This window comes from Pseudoduganella aquatica (assembly GCF_020865585.1).
GTDB classification, from domain to species: Bacteria; Pseudomonadota; Gammaproteobacteria; order Burkholderiales; family Burkholderiaceae_D; genus Rugamonas; species Rugamonas aquatica_A.
Genome location: NZ_CP086370.1, coordinates 5,490,289 through 5,513,640 on the forward strand (window position 1 = coordinate 5,490,289; position 23,352 = coordinate 5,513,640).

Below are 23,352 nucleotides of genomic sequence, written 5' to 3' on the forward strand. Positions count from 1 at the left end.
CGGCAGGCTCAGGCCTTGGGCAGATTGCTCGTCAAATCCACCCAGGTCTGCGGCTGCGGCTTGGCGCGCTCGCGCACGCCAAAGAAGGTCACCACCAGCTCGCCGTTCTTGTCGAAAAACTCCACCGACGTCACGCCCGCGCGCTGTACCACGTAGCCGCTGTTGAAGGCCGTCTCGCGCAGGTGCAGGTTGAAGTCCGGGTCCAGCACGTTGTACCAGTCGCCGCTGGCGGCGGTCTTTTCAATCACGCCGCTGAAAATCTGCGTCACCGAACCATTGCCCAGGAAAGCCATGATGGGCAGCTTCCGCCGGGCCGATTCGTCCAGCAGATTGCGCACCGCTTTCGGCGACACACGCTGCACCGCACCCTCGGGCGCCAGACGCATGGCCTGTTCGCGCGAGATGCCGAACTCGCCCAGCAGGCGGCTGAACTGGTGCACGTCCGTCATCTCCTTCCAGGCCAGCTGGAACTCTTTCACGTCCACTGCGCTGTCGGCCTTCTCCACCGGCTTCGGCGCCGCCGCCAGCACCTTCAGCGCGGCGTTCTGGTCGGCTGCGCGGAAGTCGGCCACCAGCTTGTCGAAGATGCCGACTGCCGCTTCGTTCTTCAGGTACAGCTTGTGCACGGCGTTGCCGTTCTCGTCGAAGAACTGCAGGCTGCGCGAGGTCTGGCCGTCGCGGCCGGGCTGTTCCACGGCGAAGGCGTGCTTCCAGTTGGCGAAGTTGAAGCGCAGGTCGATCTCGCCGCCCAGGTAGCCGCCGGCGATGTTGCGCATGCGTGCTTCGCGCTCGGGATCGCCGGGCGCGCCCGCCGCCGTCTGCGCGGCAGCCGCGTCCTGCTCGATGCGGGTGGCGATGCCGGTGCGTTCCAGCACGCCGTTTTCATTGCGCGTCAGGGCCAGCACTTTGCCCAGGTCCAGCGCGCGGCGCATGATTTCGCGCGGCGCGTTGCCGTCATTCTTGAGCAGCGTGGCGGTCTTGCCGATGCTGGTGGCCAGCAGTTCGGCTTCGGACACGTTGAGCGCGCGCGCGGCGTCGCGTATCTGCAGCTTGGGCTGTTCGGCGCGCAGCTTTTCCCAGCGCTGGGCCAGGGCGGCGTCCGCCGCCATGGCGGGCATGGCGCCGAACACGAGGGCGCTCGCAAGCGCCAGGGCATAACGGTGATGATGCTTCATATGGTCTCCAGTATCAGTACATCAGTTTAAAGGTAACGGCGTAATTGCGTCCGGTTTTCACCTGGCGTTCGATGTCGGCCAGCGCGGTGGCGGTGGTGCCCGCCGCCAGCGTGCGCGCGGAGGCGTAGTCCCAGTACTTCTTGTCGCCCAGGTTGTAGGCGCCGGCGCTGATCACGGCGTTCTTGCCGAGGTTGAAGTAGGCGGCCAGGTCCACCACCGTGGACGCGGGCACGGCGAACAGCACGGTGGTGGCGCCGCTCACCACGTCCGGCTTGGCCTGCTTGGCGCGCGCATGCACGGTGGTCAGGGAGACGCCGCCGCGCTGGCCGGGATCGTCCCAGGCCAGGGTGGCGCTGCCTTTGTAGGGCAGCACGGTGGCGAGGTCGCCCTTCTTGCCGGTCCTGTCGTTGGTGGTGGTGCCGCGCGAGCCGCCCGCCGCCACTGCCACGCTGGCGCCTTGCAAGGGCGCGGACCACTGCCCCAGGTCGAAGCGGCTGCTCATTTCCACGCCCCAGATGCCCGCGCGCGCCACGTTCTCGGGACGGAACAGGCCCTGGCTCAGGGTCGGGTAGTTGACCGGGTCGGCCGGCTGCGCCACGTATTCGATGAAGTTGCGGTAGGCGGTGTGGAAGGCCGAGGCGCTGAACTGGACGCCCTTGCGCGGCTCGCCCTTCACACCAAGTTCGACCGCGTTGCTGGTTTCCTTTTCCAGCTTGGCGTTGCCCAGCACGCCGTAACCCTGGCCTGCCCCGGTGTAGCTGAAGGAGTCGTAGGTGCTGGTGCGGTCGGCGCCGCTGGGCATGCGCGCGCCGCGCTTGAAGCTGGCGTAGGCGTTGAAACTGGGCGTCAGCTCGACCGACAGGCCCAGGCTGGGCGCCAGGTAGCTGTCGCTGTCGTCCTTGAGTTCCTTGGCGGCGGACGGCACGGCGATGAGGTAGTTTTCCAGGTTCTTGGGGCTCAGCTTGCGGTGCTCGAAGCGCAGACCGGGCGTCAGCGTAGCGTTGTGGCCGGCCAGCGCGAAGGCGATGTCGCCGCGCGCATAGGCCGCGAACTTGAGCGTGTCCATGTCCGCCATGCGGTTCTTTTGCGTGAGCTGGTGGGTGGTGGTGCCCACCACCAGCCTGTCTTCTTTCCACGGACGGCGGGTTTCCAGGTCTTCCAGCGTGAAGCCGTAGTTCAGCAGCGTGGCCGCGTTGAGCTGCTTGCCCGCGTCGCTGGCGATGCCGACGCTCTTGTTGTACAGGCCGGTGGAAATGTCGCGCGTGTAGGGGCGGCCGCCGGTGATGTAGGGCGCGTGGGTGTTGTCTTCCACTTTCGCGTCCTGCACGTAGAGGCGGGTGTCGATGCTGTCGAACAGCAAGCCGGCCGCGGCGGTGTAGCCGTGGTCGAGGCTGACGCGCGTGCGGCGCGTGGTGGAGGCCTGCTGGGAACCTTCCGGATAGAGCGACAGCTGCTTGTTCTTGATCTCGCGGTCGTGCCCGGACTTGAAGGCGTCCACGGTGAAGCCCAGCTTGTGGCCGGCCACCGGCGCCCAGCTGAATTTGCCGAGCAAGGCGTCCGACGACCAGTCGTCCGGGTTGAGCACGGCACTGCCCTTGCTGTCCAGTTGCTGGCCGTCGCGGTGCACCAGCACGGCCAGGGCCTGCAATGCGCCAAAGCCTGCGGCGCCGGTGAGCGCGTGCATCCTGGCCTTGTCGCCAGAGGTGTAGCCGAATTTGTATTCGGCGTAGCTGTTGCGGGTGGCGCTCAGGTAGTCTTCCGGCGACTTGGTGACGAAGGACACGCTGCCGCCCAGGCCGGGCGTGCCCGCCCCCGCCGCCGAGGTGCCGGAGCCGATGCGCACTTCGCGGAAGATTTCCGGGTCGAAGTAGTCGCGGCCCACGCCGAAGCTGTTCAGAGTGTTGCCGTCCGGCTTGGGCGCGGCGTCCGGCAGCGAGATGCCGTCCAGGTCCAGGCTCACGCGGTTGCCTTCCACGCCACGGATATTGAAGCCGGTGTTGCCCGCGCCGTCCCAGATATTGCCGGAGCCGATGCCGGCCGCCGGCACGCTGATGAGCGGCTCGTAGCGCGCCATATTGGCCATGTCGGTGGCGTTGCGTTTGTTCAGCTCGGCGCTGCCGATGACGGTGGTGGTGCCGGTCCTGGACGGCGCGTCCTCGCGCTGGGCGGTGACCAGGATTTCGTTCAGTTGGGTGGTTTGGGCGATTGCCGGTGCGGCGGGCACGGCGAATGCGGTCAGCAGCAGCGCGGCAAGGCGCCGCTGTCGCGGGTGGTTGGCAGCCATAGGATTCCAGATCGGGAGAGGTTTAAGGCTGGCTCTCCTTGTGGATATCGCTGGCAACGGCGCATATTAACAAGAATGATTCTTATTTACAAGTACGCGTAATGTTTATGGATTGGGCGTAGCGGCTGCGGCTTGAGGTTGCGGCTGGGCCTGGCCCTTGCCGAGGATCTGGATGTAGATTTCGTTCTGCTTGATCATGCTCAGCTCGAAGCGGGCACGTTCTTCGACGGCGCCGGTGCCGTCCTTGAGGTCGCGCACTTCGGAATCGAGTTTGGCGTTGCGGCTTTTCAGCTCGTCGTTCTTCTTCTGGGCCACCGCCACCTGGCTTTCCAGGTCGGCGACACGCAGCCAGCCGCCTTTCCCCAGCCAGAGCGGGTACTGTATCAGCAGCAGCAGCGCTGCCAGTGCAAGGGTAATCAAACGCATAGGGAAAAGCCGGCCAGGCAAGCGCCCGGCCGGCGTGGTGCTATTACTTCAGGTTGTAGAACGCGTCACGGCCAGGGTAGGAAGCGATGTCGCCCAGGTCTTCTTCGATGCGCAGCAGCTGGTTGTACTTGGCCATGCGGTCCGAACGGGACATCGAGCCGGTCTTGATCTGCAGCGCGTTGGTGCCCACGGCGATGTCGGCGATGGTCGAGTCTTCGGTCTCGCCCGAGCGGTGCGAGATCACGGCGGTGTAGCCGGCGCGCTTGGCCATTTCGATGGCGGCGAAGGTTTCGGTCAGGGTGCCGATCTGATTGATCTTGATCAGGATCGAGTTGGCGATACCCTTCTGGATGCCTTCTTTCAGGATCTTGGTGTTGGTGACGAACAGGTCGTCGCCCACCAGCTGCACGCGCTTGCCCAGTGCTGCGGTCAGGGTCGCCCAGCCTTCCCAATCGCCTTCGTGCATCGCGTCCTCGATCGAGATGATCGGGTATTTGTCGCACCAGGTGGCCAGCAGGTTGGTGAACTCCACGGCGGTCAGGCTCATGCCTTCGCCGTCCAGCTGGTACTTGCCGTCCTTGTAGAACTCGGAGGCGGCGCAGTCCAGGCCCAGCGCGATCTGGGTGCCTGGCTCGTAGCCGGCTTCTTCGATGGCCTGGATGATGAGCTTGATCGCTTCTTCATGGTTGGCCAGCGATGGGGCGAAACCGCCTTCGTCGCCCACGGCGGTGTTCAGGCCCTTCTTGTGCAGGATCTTTTTCAGCGTGTGGAACACTTCCGCGCCGTAGCGGATGGCTTCCTTGAAGGAAGGCGCGCCGACCGGGATGATCATGAATTCCTGGATGTCCAGGTTGTTGTCGGCGTGTGCGCCGCCGTTGATGACGTTCATCATCGGCACTGGCATCTGCATGGCGCCCGAACCGCCGAAGTAGCGGTACAGCGGCAGGCCGGCTTCTTCGGCGGCGGCCTTGGCCACGGCCATGGACACGGCCAGCATGGCGTTGGCGCCCAGGCGCGACTTGTTCTCGGTGCCGTCCAGGTCGATCAGGGTGCGGTCCAGGAAGGCCTGCTCATTGGCGTCCAGGCCCATGATGGCTTCCGAGATTTCGGTGTTGATGTTTTCGCAGGCTTGCAGCACGCCCTTGCCGAAGTAGCGCTTCGGATCGCCGTCGCGCAGCTCGATGGCTTCGCGCGAACCGGTGGATGCGCCCGACGGCACAGCCGCGCGGCCCATCACGCCCGACTCCAGCAGCACGTCGCATTCGACGGTAGGATTGCCGCGCGAATCGATTACTTCACGGCCGATAATGTCTACGATAGCACTCATGTCATACTCCAAAAGTTTAAGCAAAACTGTTGCTCGCGGGGCCAGTCTGGCTAGTCCCCGCGCAAGGTGCAGCAAGGGTAACAGACGGCAGCCGGATGTGGAAGCGGGTCCGGCGTATGTGTTCTATACGCCGGACCCGCCCGGTAACTCATGATTCTGTATGCTCAGTGATAACTTAGTTAAAACTGGTTTCCAGGAAGCCCGCCTTCTTGGTCACGCGGTCCAGCTCGATCAGCACCGACAGCAGCTCCTTCATGCGGCCCAGCGGCACCGCGTTCGGGCCGTCCGACAGCGCGGTGGCCGGGGTCGGGTGGGTTTCCATGAACAGGCCGGCCACGCCCACGGCCACGGCCGCGCGCGACAGCACCGGCACCATCTCGCGCATGCCGCCCGAGGAGGAACCATTGCCGCCCGGCAGCTGCACCGAGTGGGTGGCGTCGAACACCACCGGGGCGCCGGTTTCGCGCATGATGGACAGCGAGCGCATATCGGACACCAGGTTGTTGTAGCCGAAGGAGGCGCCGCGTTCGCAGGCCATGAAGTTGTCTTCAGGCAGATTCTTGGCGGCCGCCGCTGCGCGCGCCTTGGCGATCACGTGCTTCATGTCGCCCGGGGCCAGGAACTGGCCCTTCTTGATGTTCACCGGCTTGCCCGATTCGGCGCACGCGTTGATGAAGTCGGTCTGGCGGCACAGGAAGGCCGGGGTTTGCAGCACGTCCACCACGGACGACACCACTTCGATTTCCTCGATGGTGTGCACGTCGGTCAGCACCGGCACGCCCAGCTCGCGCTTGACGTCGCCCAGGATCTCCAGGCCTTTTTCCATGCCCGGACCACGGTAGGACGTGCCCGACGAACGGTTCGCCTTGTCGAAGGACGACTTGTAGATGAAGGGAATGCCCAGCTCGGTGGTCATTTCCTTCAGCGCGCCGGCCACGTCGAACGCCATCTGGCGCGACTCGATCACGCAGGTGCCGGCGATCAGGAAGAACGGCTGGTCGAGGCCTACGTCAAATCCGCACAGTTTCATGCTGCGTCTCCTTCCAGTTGGACTGCATGCAGACCCTTGGACGCTTTTTGCGCCAGCGCCGCCTTGATATAGGACGTGAACAGCGGGTGGCCGTCGCGCGGGGTCGATTTGAATTCAGGGTGGTACTGCACGCCCATATACCATGGGTGCGCGTTCTCGCCGGTGCGCGGCAGTTCCATGATTTCGCACAGGTCTTCGGTCGGGGTGCGCGCGGCAACCACCAGGCCGGCGGCTTCCACGCGGCCCAGGTAGTGGTTGTTGGCTTCGTAGCGGTGGCGGTGGCGCTCGGTCACCACGCTGCCGTAGATTTCCGATGCCAGCGTGCCCGGCTTGACGGCGCAGGCTTGCGCGCCCAGGCGCATGGTGCCGCCCAGGTCCGACTTCTCGTCGCGCTTTTCAACCTTGCCGTCCAGGCCTTGCCATTCATCGATCAGGGCGACCACAGGCTGGTCGGTCTGCGGCTCGAACTCGGTGGAGTTGGCGTGCGTCAGGCCGGCCTTGTGGCGCGCGTATTCGATCAGCGCCACCTGCATGCCCAGGCAGATGCCCAGGTAAGGGATCTTGTTTTCACGGGCGAACTGGGCCGCCATAATCTTGCCTTCCACGCCGCGCTTGCCGAAGCCGCCCGGCACCAGGATGGCGTCGTACTTGGCCAGCTCGGCGCAGCCGGTGGTCTCGATCTCTTCCGAGTCGATGTACTCGATGTTGACCTTGGACTCGTTGTGGATGCCGGCGTGGCGCAGCGCTTCGGTCAGCGACTTGTACGACTCGGTCAGCTCCACGTATTTGCCGACCATGCCGATCGACACTTCCGCTTTCGGGTGCTCCAGCGTGTAGATCAGCTTGCTCCACACGGACAGGTCGGCCGGGGCCGGGTTCAGGTCCAGCGCTTCGCAGATGATGGCGTCCAGGCCCTGGTCGTGCAGCATCTGCGGCACTTTGTAGATGGTGTCCACGTCCCACACCGAGATCACGGCCTGCTCTTCGATGTTGGAGAACAGCGAGATCTTGGCGCGTTCGTCTTCCGGAATGGCGCGGTCGGCGCGGCACAGCAGCGCGTTCGGCGAGATGCCGATTTCGCGCAGCTTCTGCACCGAGTGCTGGGTAGGCTTGGTCTTCAGTTCGCCGGCCGAGGCGATGAACGGCACCAGGGTCAGGTGGACGAAGGCGGTGTTCTTGCGACCTGCGCGCAGGCTCAGCTGGCGCGCCGCTTCCAGGAAGGGCAGCGACTCGATGTCGCCCACGGTGCCGCCGATTTCGCACAGGGCCACGTCGTAGCCTTCGGCGCCGCGGCGGATGTAGTCCTGGATTTCATTGGTGATGTGCGGAATCACCTGCACGGTCTTGCCCAGGTACTCGCCGCGGCGTTCCTTGCGGATCACGGATTCGTAGATCTGGCCGGTGGTGAAGTTGTTCACCTTTTTCATGCGGGTGGAGATGAAACGCTCGTAGTGGCCGAGGTCGAGGTCGGTTTCCGCCCCGTCGTCGGTAACGAAGACTTCACCGTGCTGCATGGGGCTCATGGTGCCCGGATCAACGTTGATGTACGGATCGAGCTTGAGCATGGTGACTTTGAGGCCGCGCGATTCGAGGATCGCGGCGAGGGAGGCGGCGGCTATCCCTTTACCAAGGGAAGACACAACGCCACCGGTGACGAAGACATATTTGGTCATTGCGGGTCGGTGCCGAACGGCACGTGCGGGAAATTGAAATTATAGCGCAAATTGCGCGATTCTTCATCAGTACGGCTGCAAATAGCCCGAACGCCCGCTCTATTCCTCAGTCTCGGCTGATAAAAACGGCAAGATTGCATACTGTGTTGGACAGCGTACAGAGCCGCCGACAGGCAGGCCGCAAAATGGGTTTTCAATGACATTTCCACAACGGAGGACGACATGAGCTACGAAGAACGCGATGCCTACGGCATGTATGTAGACCGGGGCCACAAGGGCCCAGGTCCTGAACTGATGGGCGCCGACACGCTGATCGGCGACCACGTGCACAATCTGCAAAACGAGCACCTGGGCGAGATCAAGGAAATCATGCTGGACATGCGCTCGGGCAAAATCGCCTACGCGGTGATGGCCAGCGGCGGCGTGTTCACGCTGGGCGAGCGGCTGTTCGCCGTGCCCTGGGAGGCACTGACGCTGGACACGGTGAACAAGCGCTTCACGCTCAACATCGACAAGGACCGCATCGACAACGCGCCCGGCTTCGACACCGAGCACTGGCCCAATATGGCCAACCAGGCCTGGGCTGCCGAGATCCACAACTATTACGGCACCAGCGCCCGCTAGATCTTAGCCGCCGCCGTACCAGGCAAGCCTGCTTTCACGCGCCCTCTCCGGGCGCGTTTTGTTCCAGCCGCATCGGCACGTAGGCAATGCCGTGCTGCTCAACGCGCGGGCCGGTGGCGGCGAAACCGAAGTGCTGGTACATGGGTACCGCGTAGACGGAAGCATTGACCGTCATCGCCTGCGCCGCCGGCACCGCCGCGCGGGCCGTCTCCCACAGCTGCCGCGCATGGCCCTGGTCATGATGGCGCCGCGCCACGTACAGGTGGAACAGATGCGTGCCGTTGCGCAGCGCGACCACGCCAGCCAGGCCATCATCAAGCCAGCCGGTCCAGTATTGATACGCCTCGCCCGTCACATAGCGCTCAATCGCCTCGGCCGCCATGCTCAGCATGAATTGCTCCGCGCCCGCGCCGTCCGGCGCCAGCGTCATAAACGGCATCAAGTCGTGAATCAGCGCGCTGATCGCCCCCGCATCTCCCCGCTCCGCCTTCCGCATTAACATTTTATCCATGCCGCCATTATGCCAAAACTGGCAAGGCGATTAGCAAAAGTCGCGGCTGACGGTGGGCAGGCTGCCGAGCAGGTGGCTCATGTCCACCAGGCGCTTGGCCACCAGGTGGCGCACGATGCCTTCCTGCTGCCACACGCCGTACACCCCCAGCAGCTGGGCGCCCAGCACTTCCTTGCGCTGCTGCTCCACCAGCGACGGCCAGATGATCACATTCACGTTCCCGGTCTCGTCCTCTATCGTGATGAACAGCACGCCCTTGGCCGTGCCCGGCCGCTGCCGCACGGTGACGATGCCGCAGCCGCGCGCGAGCTGGCCGTTGCGGTAGCTGTTCAGCGTGGACGCGGGCATGAAGCGGTGGTCCAGCAGCGTGGCGCGCAGCAGCGCCAGCGGATGGCGGCGCAAGGTCAGCCGCTGCGCGCGGTAGTCGCTGACGATGTCGTCGCCTTCGCTGGGCGGGCGCAGCTGCGGGACTTCCTCGTCCGGCTCGGTGGGACGCAGCAAGTCCTTGTCGGGCACGGCGCCGGCGGCTTCCCACAGGGCCTGGCGGCGGTTGCCGGACAGGCCTTCCAGCGCGTTGGCGCCGGCCAGCACTTGCAGGTCGTGCCGGTCGAGGTCGGCGCGCCGGGCCAGGTCGGCCACGCTGGCGAAGGCCCGCACGGCGCGCGCCTGTTCGATGCGCCCGGCGCTGTCGGGACGCATGCCGCGCAGCACGGAAAAGCCCAGCCGCACGGCAGGCTGGCTGCGCGCGCCGGCCTCTTCCTCCAGCGCCGAGTCCCAGCTGCTGATGGCCACGTCCACCGGCCGCACGATCACGCCATGGCGCCTGGCGTCCTGCACCAGCTGCGAGGGACCGTAGAAGCCCAGCGGCTGGCTGTTGAGCAAAGCGCACAGGAAGGCGGCCGGCTCGTGGCATTTGACCCAGGAACTGGCGTAGGTCAGCAGCGCGAAACTGGCGGCGTGCGATTCGGGGAAACCGTATTCGCCGAAGCCCTGGATTTGCTCGCAGATGGCTTCGGCAAACGCTTTGTCGTATTGATTCCGCACCATGCCTTCGACGATTTTCTTCTGGTACTTTTCGATATCGCCCTTACGCTTCCAGGCTGCCATGGCGCGCCGTAGCTGATCCGCCTCCCCCTGGGTGAAGTCAGCGGCGATCATGGCGATCTGCATCACCTGTTCCTGGAAGATGGGGACGCCCAGCGTGCGCTGCAGCGCCCCTTCCAGGCGCGGCTGGTACTCGATCAGTGAGGGGTCCATGCGGCGCTGCAGATAGGGATGGACCATGCCGCCCTGGATCGGGCCCGGCCGCACCAGCGCCACCTCCACCACGAGATCGTAGAACACCCTCGGCCGCAGGCGCGGCAGCATGCTCATCTGCGCGCGCGACTCGATCTGGAATACGCCTATGGTGTCGGCCTCGCACATCATGTCGTAGGTTTGCGGGTCTTCGCGCGGGATGTCTTGCAGGCGGAACAGCGTGCCACGCCGCTCTCCGATCAGATCCAGTGATCGGCGCAGCGCTGACAGCATGCCTAGCGCCAGCACGTCCACCTTCATCAGGCCCAGTTCCTCCAGGTCGTCCTTGTCCCACTGGATCACGCTGCGGTCTTGCATGCTGGCGTTCTCGATGGGCACCAGACGCGACAGCTTGTCTTGCGCGATGACAAAGCCACCCACGTGCTGCGACAGGTGGCGCGGCATGCCGAGGAACTGGAAGGCCAGCGAGGCCCACTGGTGCGCGACCTTCGATTCCGGATCCAGCCCGCTTTCCCCGAGCCGGGCCAGCAAGTCCTGCTTGCTGTCAAACCAGCGGTGCGACTTGGCCACCTTCTCCACGATGGCCAGGTCCACGCCCAGCGCCTTGCCGGCGTCGCGCAGCGCGCTTTTGGGCCGGTAGCAGATGACCGTGGCGGCCAGCGCGGCGCGGTGGCGTCCGTACTTCGCATAGATGTACTGGATCACTTCTTCGCGCCGCTGATGTTCGAAGTCCACGTCGATGTCCGGCGGCTCGGCGCGCTCGCGGGAAATGAAACGCCCCACCAGCAGCTTGCTTTGCGCAGGATCGACCTCGGTTACGCCCAGGCAATAGCATACGGCCGAATTGGCCGCCGAACCGCGTCCCTGGCACAGGATGCCCTTCGAACGGGCGAAGCGCACGATATCGTACACGGTGAGGAAATAGAACTCGTAGCCCAGTTCGGCGATCAGCTCCAGCTCCTCCTCGACCTGCTGTTGCACCTGTTCCGGCATGCCGTGCGGATAACGCGTTTGCGCGCCGATATAGGTTTCGTAACGCAGATAGCTGGCCGGCGTGTGGCCTGGCGGCACCAACTCGTGCGGATATTCGTACTTCAGTTCGTCCAGCGAGAACTTGCACAGTGCGGCGATGCGCACGGTTTCGTCCAGCGCGGCGCGGGGATAGAGATTGGCCAGCCGCAGCCGCGAACGCAGGTGCTGCTCGGCGTTCTGCGCCAGCTCGTAACCACACTCGGCCACCGGGCGGCCCACACGCACCGCCGTCAAAGTGTCCAGCAGCGGCTTGCGCGAGCGCACGTGCATGCGCACATTGCCCACCGCCGTCACGGGCAAGCCATGCTGCCACGCCACCTCGTCCACGCTCATGCGGTGCGCCTCGTCGAAGGCGTGCTGCAGCAGGTTCAGGCCTATCCAGGCGCGGCCGGGGAACTGCGCCGCCATCCAGGCCGCCTGCAAGTGCAGCGCGTCCACGTCTTCCGGCTGGTCGGATGGATAGCGCGGCAGCAGTATCAGCAGGCAGTCCGGCAAGCCCTTCAGGTGCGCCTGGGCCGGCTGCGGCGCGGCGATGTCGTCCAGGTAGAGCTTGTAGCTGCCCTTGACCACGCCTTCCCGCATGCGCGCCAAAGTGATGAGTTCGGACAGGTTGCCATAGCCTGCGCGGTTTTTCGCCAGCACCAGCAGCGACAGCCCCGGCGAGCCATCCGGCTTGCTCAAGTGGAAATGACTGCCTATCAGCAAGGGGAATGGCGGCGCTCCGTCCGGCGTGGCGCGCTTGGCCGCCCCGTGCGCCCGCACCACGCCCGCCAGCGAACACTCGTCGGTGATGGCCAGCGCGGCGTAGTCCAGCTGCACGGCGCGCTCAGCCAGCTCCTCGGCATGGGAAGCGCCTTGCAAAAATGAAAAGTTCGTCAGGCAAAACAGTTCCGCATAGGCTGGCAGGCTGCTGGCTGGCGACGGCGAGGGGGACGGCATGGCTCAAGAATACTGTATATAAATACAGTATTGTACGCGCATCGTGCGGCGCTGGACAGTCTGCGCTATGCTATCCGGCCCGGCAATTTAAGGTACATATATGCAACGCACCGTCCATGAACTGAAATGCTTCGGCAGCCGCCCCGGCGAGGGCAACGCGGCCCTGGTGGTGCTGGGGGACGCGTCCAGCGAAGCCCAGCGGCAGGAATTTGCCCGGGCGCAGAACCGCAGCGCGTGCGTGTTTGTGGATGCCGTGGCTCCTGCGGACGGAGGCGGTGCCGCAGCCCAGGACGCGCTGTTCGTGCTGGATTACTACTATCCGCACATGCGCAGCCCGCTGTGCCTGCACGCGACGCTGGCGGCGGCGCGCGTGCTGCTGCGCGAACATGGCGCGCCGCTGGCGGTGCGCACCGCCCTGCGCGGCCAGCTGCTGCACGTGTCCGAGCGCGGCACGGATGTGTTTGTCCGCCTGCAGCGCCAGCCGACGCCGGACGTGGTCATTCCGCCGGACTTGCCTGCCGCCCTGCTCGGCCAGCCCAGCTTGCGCCTGGCTTCCGCGCCGGCCATCGCCTCGGTCGGCAGCCCCAAGCTGCTGCTGGAACTGGACAGCGCGGCTGCCTTGCAGGCCCTGCGCCCGGATCTGGCGCGCATCGCCGCCTGGGGCAAGGAGCACGGAGTGAGTGGTTGCTACGCCTACGCGCGCCGCGGCGACGGCAGCTTTGAAGGCCGCAACTTCAACCATCTGGACCCGGCGCTGGAAGACAGCGCCACCGGCGTGGCGGCCGGCGCGCTGACCGTGCACCTGGGCCGCGCCCTCACCCTGCACCAGGGCGCCGCGCTGGGCCAGCCCTGCGTGCTGCGCACCGAATTGGACGGCGGCCGCGCGGACGGCGAACACATATTAATCGGCGGCGCGGCCGCATTCCTGCGGCCCCACTGAGCGGAAAGCCTGTCACATACACCATTTTTTCAGGCGCACAATAAAAATAGTGTATGTGTGCTGAAATTGAAACAAAGAGGCAGCAAGATACGGTTCGTAACTTTCAGTTGAACGTGCTGAGCTATAAAATCAGCGAAATCTTTCATCTGGAGAAACACGTGCCTACTATTTCCGCCCTCCGCCGCGCCGTTCTGCTCAGTCTGTACGGCAGCGCCGCCCTGGCGACCATGGCCCCGGCCGCCCAAGCCCAGAGCGCCGACGCCAGCGCCAGCCCCATGCAATCAGTCAATGTGGTGGGCTCGCGCCGCGCCACCAGCTCCGCCACCGACACCGTGGTGCCGGTCGACGTGATCCCGATGAACAAGGCGGCCGAGCAAGGCGCCCAGTTCGACCTGTCGCAGACGCTGACCTATATTTCGCCGTCCTTCAACTCCACCCGCCAGACCGGCGCCGACGGCGCCGACCTGGTGGACTCGGCCGCGCTGCGCGGCCTGAGTTCGGACCAGACCCTGGTGCTGATCAACGGCAAGCGCCGCCACACCGCCGCGCTGGTGAACATCTTCGGCGCGCGCAACCGCGGCAGCACCGGCACCGACATGAACACCATCCCGACCATGGCCATCAAGGACGTGCAGATCCTGCGCGACGGCGCGGCCGCCCAGTACGGCTCGGACGCCATCGCCGGCGTGATGGACATCGGCCTGAAGAAAAACATCGGCTGCGAATCGTCGGTGGGCTACAGCCAGTACTCGGCCGGCGACGGCAAGAACTACATGGCGTCGGCCTACTGCGGCTTCGCCATGGCCGGCGGCACGGTGGGCGTGACCGGCGAATACCTGGACCGCGGCCGCTCCAACCGCGCCGAGCCGGGCAACCCGCGCACCATAGGCGATTCCAAGTCCGAGAACCAGACCGTCTACGTGAACGGTGAAATTCCGGCCGGCGCGGGCGGCAAGTTCTACTTCACGGCCGGCCTGCAGCAGCGCGACGCCTCCAGCGGCGCCTGGGCGCGCGACGGCGTCGACGACGTGCCGACCCGCAACTCGGCCGCCATGTACCCGAACGGCTTCGTGCCCTTCATCAACGGCGAGCTGGACGACCGCTACGGCATCATCGGCTACCGCAGCAAGCTCGGCGAGTGGAACACCGACCTCTCGCAGACCTACGGCTACAACCGCCTGAAGTACAACATCAGCAACACGCTGAACGCGTCCATCGCCAACCTGCCGGCCAACAAGGGCATCAGCCCGAGCAGCTTCAACGCGGGCGGCTTCTCCTTCCAGCAGACCACCACCAACGCCGACGCCAGCCGCTACTTCGAGGGCCTGGTGGGCGACGGCATGAACGTGGCCTTCGGCGCCGAATACCGCCGCGAGCAGTACAAGATCTTCGCCGGCGAGCCGGGCTCGTATATCGATGCGGACGGTCCCGGCGGCGGCAATGCCGGCAGCCAGGGCTTCCCCGGCTTCCAGCCGGGCGACGTGACCAACGCCAGCCGCCACAGCACCGCGCTGTACCTGGACCTGGAAGCGGACCTGAACAAGAAAACCAAGCTGCAGGGCGCGCTGCGCTACGAGAAATTCAGCGACTTCGGCTCCACCGTGACCGGCAAGCTGGCCGGTTCCTACAGCGTGAACGACGCGGTGCTGCTGCGCGGTTCGGCCAGCACCGGCTTCCGCGCGCCGTCGCTGCAGCAGGCGCACTTCTCGTCCACCTACACCGACTTCGTGGGCGGCAAGCCGACCGACATCTCGATCACCCCGGCCGTGGGCGCGGTGGGCCAGCTGGCCGGCCTGCCGCCGCTGAAGGAAGAAAAGTCGCGCAGCTTCACCCTGGGCGCGACCTGGACCCCGAGCGGCGCGCTGTCGGTCACGGCCGACCTGTACCAGATCAAGATCAAGGACCGCATCGTGCTGTCCGGCCTGTTTGACGACAGCAACTACCCTACCCTGGCCGCCAAGCTGGCCACGCTGGGCGTGGGCGGCGCGCAGTTCTTCGTCAACTCGGTCGACACCAAGACGCGCGGCCTGGACCTGACCGCGTCGCACCGCGGCGCCATCGCCGGCAACAAGCTGACCACCTTCCTGGCCATGAACTTCGGCAAGACCGAAGTGGACGCCATCCACGCCCCGGCCGCGCTGAAAGGCTACGAGGACGTGCTGCTGTCCGAGCGCGAGCGCCTGTTCCTGGAACAGGGCGGCCCGCGCCGCAAGGCCACGCTGGGCTTCGACCTGACCACCGGCGCGCTGGAGACCGACTTCAAGATCATCCACTTCGGCCCGCAGACCCTGGGCACCTGGAGCGGCACCGCCTCCGGCGTGGCCAACCAGCGCTACGCGCCCAAGACCTCGGCCGACCTGGGCTTCACCTACAGCTTCAGCAAGAACACCAAGCTGACCTTCGGCGCGAGCAACATCTTCAACGTCCATCCTAGCGTGCAGGATCCGAACGAAACCGACAACGGCTTCAAGTACGAAAGCGTGCAGTTCGGCCTGAACGGCACCTCCTACTTTGGCCGCCTGTGGGTCAAGTTCTAAGCTGATTCCGGCCTGGCCAAAACGCCCGCCGCAGCAATGCGCCGGGCGTTTTTTTGCGCCTGCCAGTCTAGAGGACGGCGATTTCGTCGCTCATGTTGAGGATGGCCTGGGCATTGTATTGTTCGGCGAAGAAGGGGTCGCCGAACAGGGTGCCGGCTTCGGCCTTGTGGCGCAGATAGGTCAGCACCTGGCCGCGCTGCAAGGCGTAGCGGTCGTCGGAGATGTGGCGGTATTCGGCGCGGATGCCTTGCGTGTAGTGGCGGTACACGTCCTCCGCCTGCCCCAGGATCGCCAAATCCACGCTGAGCATGGTTTCCTTCAGCGGGTGCGCCACGCCGGCACTCTGGAAGTGGTCGGTGGCGCGTATCAGCGCGGCCACGTCGGCGGAGATGTCCGGCCCCAGGCCGCTGGCCAGCCATTGCCGCGCGCTGGCTTCCTCGTTCGACAGCCCGCTACCGGCGCCATGGTCGTACACCGCGTCGTGGAACCAGAAGGCGGCGCGCACGATGTCGGCGTCGCGCCGCGCCGGGCCGACGTTGGCGCTCCAGGTGCGGATCTCGGCCAGGCCGTGCACCAGGTGGTCCAGGTTGTGGTAGTGGCGCTCCGGGCCGCCGTAGGCGCCGGGGCCGGTCAGGCGCTCGAACCAGGCGTCGGCGTTGGCGGCGGCCGCAGGATCGGCCGCGGCGCCCTGCCACAGCGCGTCCCACTCCTTGCGCAGCCAGCTGATGATCCAGGCTTTGTAGGCCGGCGCGGGCACGAAGTTCTTCATGGTCCAGTTCCAGCCCACCGGCCCTTCCAGCGCCTTGACGAAGCTGGAGCTGACGGAGCCGAGGTCGCGCGGCGGCATCACGAACAGGGTCTTGGCGCCGCCGATCACGTCCACATTGGTCTGCTGGATCAGGTTTTCATAGTCGAAGTCGGCGGTGGTGCGGATGCCGCGCACCAGGTAGTCGATGCCGTGCTTCTTGGCCACGCGCGCCGTGTAGTCGCTCTTGACGATCTGCACCTGCACATTGTCCCAGCCGCGCTCGGCGCAGCTCTCGGCGATGATGGCCTTGCGCTGCTCGGCGGAGAACTTGGGCTGCTTGGTGGAGTTCTCGGACAGGAACACCACCACCTCGTCCGCAATGGAACGCGCCTCGCCTATCACCCACATATGGCCATTGGTGATAGGGTCCAGGGTGCCCGAAAAGCCGATTTTCTTCATGCGCCGCTCCACTGCCGAGGTAAAACGACATTCTAGCCGGGCGCGGCCTTTCCGGTTACAGGAAACTCAACTTTTAGGAAACTCGACTCTGACCTGCAAGCCGCCCAGGCGCTCGGACTGCCCCAGCACCAGCGCGGCGCCGTGGCGCTCGGCGATGGCCTTGATAATGGCCAGCCCCAGCCCGCTGCCGCCGGCCGCGCTGCCCGGCACGCGGTAGAAGCGGCTGAACACGCGCTCGCGCTCCTCGGGCGAAATGCCGGGGCCGCTGTCCTCGACGCACAGCACCGGGCCGCGTTCGCCCTGCAGCACTTCCACGTCCACCGTGCCGCCGGCCGGCGTGTACTTGATGGCGTTGTCGATCAGGTTGCGCAGCAGGATCAGCAGCGCGTCGCCCTGCCCCGCCACGCTCAGATCGTCGGCGCGCGGCAGGCCCAGGTCGATCTCGCGCGCCTGTGCGGCGCCCGCCATGTCGCCCAGGGTGCGCTTGGCCAGGTCGGCCAGGTTGACCTGGTCGAATTTCTGCTCGGCGCCGCCGGACTCCTGCCGCGCCAGCACCAGCAATTGCTCCACCAGCCGCGTGGCGCGCTCGATGCCGGCCGTCAGGCGGCCCACCGCCACCGCGCGCGCGGACGCGTCCTCGGCGCGGTCCAGGCTCAGCACCTGCAGCTTGAGCGCGGCCAGCGGCGAGCGCAGCTCGTGCGCGGCGTCGGCCACGAAATGCTGCTGCGCGTCAAAGGCGGTGCGCACGCGGCCGAACAGCAGGTTCAGTTCGTGCACCAGCGGCCGCACCTCGTCCGGCAAGTCGTTCTCGGACACGGGCGACAAATCGTCCGCCTGGCGCGCCGCCACCTGCTTGCGCACGCGCGCCACCGGCGCCAGCGAACCGCTGACCACCCACCACACCACCAGCATCAGCAGCGGCGCCATCAGCGCGATGGGCGCCACCGTGCGCAGCGCCAGGGCGCCGGCCATGCGCTGGCGCACCGCCATGTCCTGCGCGATCTGCACGGTCTGGTTGCTGGTCTGCACGGAGAAGATGCGGTAGGTGGCGCCGCGCACGCGCACATTGGAAAAGCCCAGCACGGCGCGCTGCGGCAGCTCGGCGCGGGACAGCGAACGGAACACCTGCACGCCGTCCGGGGTCCACACCTGCACCACCATGTCGTCGTTGCCGGGGTCGGCCGCCGGGTCGTTGGCGTGGTTGGCCAGCGGCGCGCCGGAACGCAGCGACAGCGCCATCTGCTGCATGTGGTAGTCGAAGATTTCGTCGGCGTCGCTGCGCGCGCTGCGGTAGGCGATCAGGGCCTGGGCCATGGCGGCCAGCACGATGGCGGCCAGCAGAAACCACAGCAGGCGCGCGCGCAGCGAGTGCGAGACCGAACGCGACACGGACTTGCTGACCGACTGCGACATCGACGCGACGGAGACCTTCATGCCTTGGGCACCATGTAGCCCAGGCCGCGCACGTTCTGGATCAGCTCGCTGCCCAGCTTCTTGCGCAGGCCGTGGATATACACTTCCACCGCGTTGCTGTTGACTTCATCCTTCCAGCTGTACAGCTTTTCCTCCAGCTGGGCGCGCGACAGCACGATGCCGGGGCGCGCGATCAGCGCCTCCAGCACCGCCCACTCGCGCGCGGACAGGCTGACGTTCTGGCCGTTGGCGATCACCTCCCGCGTTTGCGGGTTGATCATCACGTCCTTGTGCTCGAACACCGGATCGGCGCGGCCGGCCGAACGGCGCAGCAGCGCGCGGATGCGCGCCAGCAGCTCGTCCAGGTCGTAGGGCTTGAGCACGTAGTCGTCCGCGCCCGCGTCCAGGCCGGCGATGCGCTGCTCGACCGCGTCGCGCGCCGTGGCCACCAGCACCGGCGTGATCTCCTTGCGCGCGCGCATGGAGCGCAGCACTTCCAGGCCGTCCTTGCGCGGCAGGCCCAGGTCCAGCAGCACCAGGTCGTAGGTCTGGGTCTGCAGGGCCGTGTCGGCCATGTCGCCGTCCTTGACCCAGTCCACCGCGTAGTGCTCGGCGCGCAGCAGGTCCAGCACCACCTCGCCTATCATCGTATCGTCTTCCACCAGCAGCAGGCGCATGGCTATTCCTTGTATTGTTTATTAACCGATCCGCACCGGAATGAAGATCTTCTCATCCCCGCGCTGGATCAGCAAGGCCACCGACTTCTCGGACTTGGCCATCACGTCGCGCACCTGCTCGATGGTGTTGACCGCGCGCCCGTTCACCGACAGCAGCACGTCGCCCGGCTGCACGCCGGCGTAGGCCGCCGCGCCGCCCGCGCCCTCGATCAGCAGGCCGGAATTGATGCCGGACTGGCGCTTCTCGACCGGGTCCAGCGGACGCAGCTGCAAGCCCAGCTTGACCTTGCTGCTGGCGCCGTCGTCGGCGCGGGCCACGTCGGCGACCTTGTCGGCGGCGTTGCCCAGCTTGCCGCTCAGCTCGATGGCCTTGCCCTGGCGCCACACTTCCAGCACCACTTTCTCACCCGGCAGGGCCACGCCCACCACGGCCGGCAAGTCGCCCGAGGCGATAATCTTCTGGCCGTTGATCTTGCGGATCACGTCGCCGGACTTCAGGCCGGCCTTGTCGGCCGGGCCGCCCGGCTCCACATTGGCCACCAGCGCGCCTTCCGGCGTATCGAGCTTGAAGGAATCGGCGAAGGCCTGGTCCACCTCCTGCACCGTCACACCCAGCTTGGCGTGCGCCACCTTGCCGGTCGATACGATCTGGTCCTTGATTTTGGTGGCCACGTCGATCGGAATCGCGAACGACAGGCCCTGGTAGCCGCCGGTCTGGCTGTAGATCTGCGAGTTAATGCCGATCACCTCGCCGCGCGTGTTGAACAGCGGGCCGCCCGAGTTGCCGGGATTGACCGCCACGTCGGTCTGGATGAAGGGCACATAGCTGTCCTCGGGACCGAGCGAGCGGCCCTTGGCGCTGACCACGCCGGCCGTGACCGTGCTTTCCAGGCCGTATGGCGAGCCGATGGCCAGCACCCACTCGCCCACTTTCAGGTCCTTGGTGCGGCCCAGCGGCACCACCGGCAGGTTCTTACCTTCAATTTTCAGCACCGCCACGTCGGTTTTCGGGTCCGAGCCCAGCACCTTGGCGCGGTATTCGCGGCGGTCGGTCATTTTCACCGTCACTTCGCTGGCGTCGCGCACCACGTGGGCATTGGTCAGGATCAGGCCGTCGGGGCTGATGATGAAGCCGGAGCCGACGCCGTGGGTGGGCACCGAACGTTCACCGCGCTGCTGGCCGGGCTGCTGCTGGAAGCGGCGGAAGAATTCGAAGAAGGGATCGTCGCCGAAAGGATCGCGGCCACGGCCCTGCGCGCCGTCGAAGGCGGTCTTGGTGCTGCCGGTGACGCTGATATTGACCACGGCCGGGCCGTTGCGTTCAGCAATGACGCTGAAGTCGGGCATGGAGATCATGGGCGCGGCCACCGGCGCGGCGGCCTGGGCGGGCGCGGGCGCGGCGGGCGAGCTGGCAGCGGCGCCGGCGCTATTTTGCTGCACCACCACGGCACCGCCGGCACCGAGAGCGCCAAGTACGGCCAGGGCAGCTACGCCACGTTTCATGGTGACGGAAACAGGTTGGTTTTGCATGTCTGCACTCCTGATAAATGGTTGATCGCGGGGCTTACCGATGTAGCCAATATGGGGGATGAGACTTAGGCGCCGCTTAATATTCCAAACCGTTACTTACGGTTACAGCTGCACGCCGGACGTGCAACTGGCCGGATTGCCCGGCCAGTGTGTACTACCTCGTTACAGCTTTACCGCAGGCAGCTTAAGCGGCTTGGCGCTGCTCCAGCGCGGTCACGTTTTCCGTGCCGTCGATGACGATTTTGCGCGGCTTCAGCGCTTCCGGCACTTCGCGCACCAGTTCGATGGTGAGCATGCCGTTGTCGAAGGCGGCGCCGGTCACTTTCACGTGGTTGGCCAGCTGGAAGCGCTGCTCGAAATCACGCGCCGCAATGCCGCGGTGCAGATAGGTGCGCTCGACGCCGTCGCGCTGCTTGCGGCCCACGATGTGCAGGCTGTCGCGCTCGCTGGTGATGTCGATCTCGCTGCGGTTGAAGCCGGCCAGCGCCATCACAATCCGGTACTGGTCTTCGGAGACCAGTTCGATGTTGTACGGCGGGTAGCTGGGCTGGGCGTCGCCGCGCTGGGCGTCGTTCAGCAGCTGGGCCAGGCGGTCAAAGCCGATAGCGGAACGATACAGTGGTGCCAGGTCAAAAGTACGCATGATGATATCCTTTTCAAGTTAAGCGATATGGTCTTCCGGTCCCCTTCTGGGCCACCGGTGCATCCGATATACGGCTGCCGGCCTCCCCTTTCAAGGGCTCTTTTTCAAAAATTTTTTCGACGCTTTGCGAGAAACAGTTTGAAATAAAGCCGTGTTTCCTGCGTGCTACACTCGGCTCCTTTAGTCCTCTCCTTTCCGCTCCATGACTGTTATGCGCAAAACCCTGCTGGCCCTGCTGCTCAGCGCCGCCCTGACCGCCCAGGCCGATACCATCCCTGCCCCGGTCGACCAGCCCTACCCCGGCACCATCGTGCTGAAGGTGGACGCGTCCAATACCGCCCAGCAGATTTTCCGCATCAGCGAAACCATCCCGGCCAAGCCCGGCAAGCTGACCCTGCTGTACCCACAATGGGTGCCGGCCAACCATGGCCCCAGCGGTCCGCTCAACCAGCTGGCCGGCCTGAAGTTCAGCGCCAACGGCAAGCCGCTGGCCTGGAAGCGCGACACCGTCAACGTGCACGCCTTCCACCTGGAAGTGCCGCGCGACGCCAAGGCGGTGGAGGTGGAATACCAGTACCTGTCGCCCACCGAAGCCAACCAGGGCCGCACCACCATCACCAGCGAGATCCTGGGCATCCAGTGGCACTCCATGGTGCTGTACCCGGCCGGCCACACCACGCGCCGCATCACCGTGCAGCCCAGCCTGACGCTGCCGGAAGGCTGGCAGTACGGCAGCGCGCTCGAGACCGCCGAACGCCAGGGCGACACCGTGCAGTTCAAGGCGCTGGACCTGGAGACCATGGTCGACTCGCCGCTGTTCGCGGGCCGCTACTTCAAGCGCTACGACCTCGACCCCGGCGCGAAAATCCCGGTGCACCTGAACGTGGTGGCAGACACGGCCGAAGCGGTGGAGGCCAAGCCGGAGCAGATCGAACTGCACCGCGCCATGGTGCAGCAGGCCTACAAGCTGTTCAACTCGCAGCACTACCAGCACTACGATTTCCTGCTGGCCCTGAGCGAGGAGTTCGGCGGCGTGGGACGCGAGCACCACCAGTCCAGCGAAAACGGCGTGAAGCTCGACTACTTCACCGAATGGAACAAGGCCGAGTCCGTGCGCGGCCTGCTGCCGCATGAATTCACGCACTCGTGGAACGGCAAGTTCCGCCGCCCGGCCGACCAGAACGTGCCCAACTTCAACACCCCGCTGCAGAACAGCCTGCTGTGGGTGTACGAAGGCCAGACCCAGTACTGGGGCCAGGTGCTGTCGGCGCGCTCGGGCATCCAGAAGATGGAAAGCGTGCGCGACATCATGGCCGCCAACGCGGCCCGCTACGACCACATGCAGGGCCGCAGCTGGCGCCCGGTGCAGGACACCACCAACGACCCCATCATCAACGGCCGCCGCCCGCTGGGCTGGACCAACTGGCAGCGCAGCGAGGACTACTACAACGAAGGCGCCCTGATCTGGCTGGACGTGGACACCAAGATCCGCGAAATGTCGAACGACACCAAGTCGCTGGACAACTTCGCGCGCAACTTCTTCGGCATCGACAACGGCGCCTACGTGGCCAACCACTACACCTTCGAGGACGTGGTCAAGGCGCTCAACGCCATCCAGCCGCACGACTGGGCCGCCTTCCTGCGCACCCGCCTGGACGGCACCGGCGCCGCGCCGCTGGACGGCTACGCGCGCGCCGGCTGGAAGCTGGTCTACACCGACACCCCCACGCCCTACCTGAAGGCGGTGGAGGAGCGCAGCAAGTCGGCCGACTTCCAGTACTCGCTGGGCTTCTCGCTGAACAGCGAAGGCAAGGTGGAAGCGCTGCAATGGGAAGGCCTGGGCTTCAAGGCCGGCATCGGCGGCGGCACCACGGTGCTGGCCGTCAACGGCACCGCCTACAAGGCCGACGTGCTGCGCGCCGCCGTCACCGCCGCCAAAACCGGCGGCAAGGCGGACGCCAAACCGATCGAACTGCTGGTCAAGAAGGGCGCGAAATACCGCACCATCCTGCTCGACTACCACGACGGCCTGAAGTACCCGCGCCTGGAACGCATCCCCGGCACGCCGGACCGCCTGCAAACCATCCTCTCGCCGCTGAAATAAGCCCACCGGCGGATTGTCCGGGA

17 protein-coding genes are annotated in these 23,352 nt (G+C 65.7%); 4 read left to right on the forward strand and 13 right to left on the reverse strand.

The genetic code is table 11. The features are described from left to right. Nucleotides 1-8 precede the first annotated feature (8 nt). From KT882_RS24530 to KT882_RS24555, 6 genes are all read right to left on the reverse strand, one after another. The gene (locus KT882_RS24530) at nucleotides 9-1,175 is read right to left on the reverse strand and encodes a hemin-degrading factor (RefSeq protein WP_161072718.1); all 1,167 of its coding nucleotides are present in this window, start codon (nucleotides 1,173-1,175) and stop codon (nucleotides 9-11) included. 13 nt (nucleotides 1,176-1,188) lie between these two features. Next, complete coding sequence (locus tag KT882_RS24535) at nucleotides 1,189-3,459, reverse strand: TonB-dependent receptor domain-containing protein (RefSeq protein ID WP_228893539.1); 2,271 nt, start codon at nucleotides 3,457-3,459, stop codon at nucleotides 1,189-1,191. 105 nt (nucleotides 3,460-3,564) lie between these two features. Further along, nucleotides 3,565-3,885 carry a cell division protein FtsB gene (gene ftsB, locus KT882_RS24540; RefSeq protein WP_161072720.1) on the reverse strand — a complete coding sequence of 107 codons (321 nt, stop codon included), beginning with the start codon at nucleotides 3,883-3,885 and terminating at the stop codon, nucleotides 3,565-3,567. 43 nt (nucleotides 3,886-3,928) lie between these two features. Then, the gene (gene eno / locus KT882_RS24545; RefSeq protein ID WP_161072721.1) at nucleotides 3,929-5,212 is read right to left on the reverse strand and encodes a phosphopyruvate hydratase; all 1,284 of its coding nucleotides are present in this window, start codon (nucleotides 5,210-5,212) and stop codon (nucleotides 3,929-3,931) included. Nucleotides 5,213-5,387: 175 nt separating this feature from the next. Further along, nucleotides 5,388-6,242: a 3-deoxy-8-phosphooctulonate synthase gene (gene kdsA / locus KT882_RS24550; protein WP_161072722.1), complete on the reverse strand. Its 855-nt coding sequence runs from the start codon at nucleotides 6,240-6,242 to the stop codon at nucleotides 5,388-5,390. Beyond that, nucleotides 6,239-7,915 (reverse strand): CTP synthase, encoded by a 1,677-nt coding sequence (locus tag KT882_RS24555; RefSeq protein WP_161072723.1) that lies wholly within the window; start codon nucleotides 7,913-7,915, stop codon nucleotides 6,239-6,241. The genes kdsA and KT882_RS24555 overlap by 4 nt, the downstream gene beginning before the upstream one ends. A 222-nt stretch (nucleotides 7,916-8,137) precedes the next feature. On the opposite strand from KT882_RS24555, the gene KT882_RS24560 reads away from it, so the two are divergent. Then, nucleotides 8,138-8,539, forward strand: a complete 402-nt coding sequence (locus tag KT882_RS24560; protein ID WP_161072724.1) for a PRC-barrel domain-containing protein — start codon at nucleotides 8,138-8,140, stop codon at nucleotides 8,537-8,539. Nucleotides 8,540-8,573: 34 nt separating this feature from the next. On the opposite strand, the gene KT882_RS24565 is transcribed toward KT882_RS24560, so the two are convergent. Beyond that, nucleotides 8,574-9,050, reverse strand: coding sequence for a GNAT family N-acetyltransferase (locus KT882_RS24565; RefSeq protein WP_228893540.1), 477 nt, complete (start codon nucleotides 9,048-9,050; stop codon nucleotides 8,574-8,576). Nucleotides 9,051-9,080: 30 nt separating this feature from the next. Then, entirely contained in the window at nucleotides 9,081-12,278 is a 3,198-nt protein-coding gene (locus KT882_RS24570) for an error-prone DNA polymerase (protein WP_161072725.1), read from the reverse strand. Nucleotides 12,279-12,378: 100 nt separating this feature from the next. Between KT882_RS24570 and KT882_RS24575 the strand changes: the two genes are divergently transcribed. Then, complete coding sequence (locus KT882_RS24575; protein WP_228893541.1) at nucleotides 12,379-13,218, forward strand: PhzF family phenazine biosynthesis protein; 840 nt, start codon at nucleotides 12,379-12,381, stop codon at nucleotides 13,216-13,218. Nucleotides 13,219-13,376: 158 nt separating this feature from the next. Continuing rightward, nucleotides 13,377-15,755, forward strand: coding sequence for a TonB-dependent receptor plug domain-containing protein (locus tag KT882_RS24580; RefSeq protein WP_228893542.1), 2,379 nt, complete (start codon nucleotides 13,377-13,379; stop codon nucleotides 15,753-15,755). Between the two features lie 67 nt (nucleotides 15,756-15,822). Here the strand turns inward: KT882_RS24580 and coaD are convergent, their stop codons facing one another. From coaD to KT882_RS24605, 5 genes are all read right to left on the reverse strand, one after another. Beyond that, on the reverse strand, nucleotides 15,823-16,962 hold the full coding sequence (coaD, locus tag KT882_RS24585; protein WP_161072727.1) for a pantetheine-phosphate adenylyltransferase: 1,140 nt from the start codon (nucleotides 16,960-16,962) through the stop codon (nucleotides 15,823-15,825). Between the two features lie 66 nt (nucleotides 16,963-17,028). Then, nucleotides 17,029-18,396: an ATP-binding protein gene (locus KT882_RS24590; protein WP_228893543.1), complete on the reverse strand. Its 1,368-nt coding sequence runs from the start codon at nucleotides 18,394-18,396 to the stop codon at nucleotides 17,029-17,031. Beyond that, a complete protein-coding gene (locus tag KT882_RS24595) occupies nucleotides 18,393-19,052 on the reverse strand; it encodes a response regulator (RefSeq protein ID WP_161072728.1) in 660 nt (219 codons plus the stop codon). Before KT882_RS24595 ends, KT882_RS24590 begins: the two co-directional genes overlap by 4 nt. A gap of 21 nt (nucleotides 19,053-19,073) precedes the next feature. Continuing rightward, the gene (locus KT882_RS24600) at nucleotides 19,074-20,582 is read right to left on the reverse strand and encodes a Do family serine endopeptidase (protein ID WP_161072729.1); all 1,509 of its coding nucleotides are present in this window, start codon (nucleotides 20,580-20,582) and stop codon (nucleotides 19,074-19,076) included. Between the two features lie 184 nt (nucleotides 20,583-20,766). After that, on the reverse strand, nucleotides 20,767-21,225 hold the full coding sequence (locus tag KT882_RS24605) for an Hsp20 family protein (protein WP_161072730.1): 459 nt from the start codon (nucleotides 21,223-21,225) through the stop codon (nucleotides 20,767-20,769). A gap of 211 nt (nucleotides 21,226-21,436) precedes the next feature. On the opposite strand from KT882_RS24605, the gene KT882_RS24610 reads away from it, so the two are divergent. Further along, on the forward strand, nucleotides 21,437-23,329 hold the full coding sequence (locus tag KT882_RS24610) for a M61 family metallopeptidase (RefSeq protein WP_228893544.1): 1,893 nt from the start codon (nucleotides 21,437-21,439) through the stop codon (nucleotides 23,327-23,329). Nucleotides 23,330-23,352 lie beyond the last annotated feature (23 nt).

Bases quoted from the DNA above. Each gene is read 5' to 3' on its own strand.
- KT882_RS24530 (WP_161072718.1), bottom strand. From the start codon at position 1,175: ATGAAGCATCATCACCGTTATGCCCTGGCGCTTGCGAGCGCCCTCGTG.
- KT882_RS24535 (WP_228893539.1), bottom strand. From the start codon at position 3,459: ATGGCTGCCAACCACCCGCGACAGCGGCGCCTTGCCGCGCTGCTGCTG.
- ftsB (WP_161072720.1), bottom strand. From the start codon at position 3,885: ATGCGTTTGATTACCCTTGCACTGGCAGCGCTGCTGCTGCTGATACAG.
- eno (WP_161072721.1), bottom strand. From the start codon at position 5,212: ATGAGTGCTATCGTAGACATTATCGGCCGTGAAGTAATCGATTCGCGC.
- kdsA (WP_161072722.1), bottom strand. From the start codon at position 6,242: ATGAAACTGTGCGGATTTGACGTAGGCCTCGACCAGCCGTTCTTCCTG.
- KT882_RS24555 (WP_161072723.1), bottom strand. From the start codon at position 7,915: ATGACCAAATATGTCTTCGTCACCGGTGGCGTTGTGTCTTCCCTTGGT.
- KT882_RS24560 (WP_161072724.1), top strand. From the start codon at position 8,138: ATGAGCTACGAAGAACGCGATGCCTACGGCATGTATGTAGACCGGGGC.
- KT882_RS24565 (WP_228893540.1), bottom strand. From the start codon at position 9,050: ATGGATAAAATGTTAATGCGGAAGGCGGAGCGGGGAGATGCGGGGGCG.
- KT882_RS24570 (WP_161072725.1), bottom strand. From the start codon at position 12,278: ATGCCGTCCCCCTCGCCGTCGCCAGCCAGCAGCCTGCCAGCCTATGCG.
- KT882_RS24575 (WP_228893541.1), top strand. From the start codon at position 12,379: ATGCAACGCACCGTCCATGAACTGAAATGCTTCGGCAGCCGCCCCGGC.
- coaD (WP_161072727.1), bottom strand. From the start codon at position 16,962: ATGAAGAAAATCGGCTTTTCGGGCACCCTGGACCCTATCACCAATGGC.
- KT882_RS24590 (WP_228893543.1), bottom strand. From the start codon at position 18,396: ATGAAGGTCTCCGTCGCGTCGATGTCGCAGTCGGTCAGCAAGTCCGTG.
- KT882_RS24595 (WP_161072728.1), bottom strand. From the start codon at position 19,052: ATGCGCCTGCTGCTGGTGGAAGACGATACGATGATAGGCGAGGTGGTG.
- KT882_RS24600 (WP_161072729.1), bottom strand. From the start codon at position 20,582: ATGCAAAACCAACCTGTTTCCGTCACCATGAAACGTGGCGTAGCTGCC.
- KT882_RS24605 (WP_161072730.1), bottom strand. From the start codon at position 21,225: ATGCGTACTTTTGACCTGGCACCACTGTATCGTTCCGCTATCGGCTTT.
- KT882_RS24610 (WP_228893544.1), top strand. From the start codon at position 21,437: ATGCGCAAAACCCTGCTGGCCCTGCTGCTCAGCGCCGCCCTGACCGCC.